This window comes from Brenneria sp. g21c3 (genome assembly GCF_040240345.1).
GTDB lineage: Bacteria > Pseudomonadota > Gammaproteobacteria > Enterobacterales > Enterobacteriaceae > Brenneria.
In genome coordinates, this window is record NZ_JBEIAB010000043.1 from 1 (window position 1) to 1,606 (window position 1,606).

At 54.0% G+C, this 1,606-nt stretch carries 1 rRNA gene; it reads right to left on the reverse strand.

From position 1 onward, the window contains the following. Positions 1-33: 33 nt before the first annotated feature. Positions 34-1,575: ribosomal RNA gene (locus ABRZ28_RS24175) — 16S ribosomal RNA — on the reverse strand. Positions 1,576-1,606 lie beyond the last annotated feature (31 nt).

Consider the following 1,606-nt stretch of genomic DNA (forward strand, 5'->3'; position numbering starts at 1 on the left):
TGTGGACACTGCACTGCCCTAAAGGCTCTTTGGTAAGGAGGTGATCCAACCGCAGGTTCCCCTACGGTTACCTTGTTACGACTTCACCCCAGTCATGAATCACAAAGTGGTAAGCGCCCCCCCGAAGGTTAAGCTACCTACTTCTTTTGCAACCCACTCCCATGGTGTGACGGGCGGTGTGTACAAGGCCCGGGAACGTATTCACCGTAGCATTCTGATCTACGATTACTAGCGATTCCGACTTCATGGAGTCGAGTTGCAGACTCCAATCCGGACTACGACGCACTTTATGAGGTCCGCTCGCCCTCGCAGGGTCGCTTCTCTTTGTATGCGCCATTGTAGCACGTGTGTAGCCCTACTCGTAAGGGCCATGATGACTTGACGTCATCCCCACCTTCCTCCGGTTTATCACCGGCAGTCTCCTTTGAGTTCCCGACCGTATCGCTGGCAACAAAGGATAAGGGTTGCGCTCGTTGCGGGACTTAACCCAACATTTCACAACACGAGCTGACGACAGCCATGCAGCACCTGTCTCAGAGCTCCCGAAGGCACATTCGCATCTCTGCAAACTTCTCTGGATGTCAAGAGTAGGTAAGGTTCTTCGCGTTGCATCGAATTAAACCACATGCTCCACCGCTTGTGCGGGCCCCCGTCAATTCATTTGAGTTTTAACCTTGCGGCCGTACTCCCCAGGCGGTCGACTTAACGCGTTAGCTCCGGAAGCCACGGTTCAAGACCACAGCCTCCAAGTCGACATCGTTTACAGCGTGGACTACCAGGGTATCTAATCCTGTTTGCTCCCCACGCTTTCGCACCTGAGCGTCAGTCTTCGTCCAGGGGGCCGCCTTCGCCACCGGTATTCCTCCAGATCTCTACGCATTTCACCGCTACACCTGGAATTCTACCCCCCTCTACGAGACTCTAGCCTGTCAGTTTTGAATGCAGTTCCCAGGTTAAGCCCGGGGATTTCACATCCAACTTAACAGACCGCCTGCGTGCGCTTTACGCCCAGTCATTCCGATTAACGCTTGCACCCTCCGTATTACCGCGGCTGCTGGCACGGAGTTAGCCGGTGCTTCTTCTGCGGGTAACGTCAATGAGAAGACGTATTAAATCTTCCCCCTTCCTCCCCGCTGAAAGTACTTTACAACCCGAAGGCCTTCTTCATACACGCGGCATGGCTGCATCAGGGTTTCCCCCATTGTGCAATATTCCCCACTGCTGCCTCCCGTAGGAGTCTGGACCGTGTCTCAGTTCCAGTGTGGCTGGTCATCCTCTCAGACCAGCTAGGGATCGTCGCCTAGGTGAGCCTTTACCCCACCTACTAGCTAATCCCATCTGGGTTCATCCGATGGTGTGAGGCCCTAAGGTCCCCCACTTTGGTCTTGCGACGTTATGCGGTATTAGCTACCGTTTCCAGTAGTTATCCCCCTCCATCAGGCAGATCCCCAGACATTACTCACCCGTCCGCCGCTCGCCGGCAAAGAAGCAAGCTTCTTCCCGCTGCCGCTCGACTTGCATGTGTTAGGCCTGCCGCCAGCGTTCAATCTGAGCCATGATCAAACTCTTCAATTTAAGATTTGTTTGATTCGCTAAGTTAATAGCT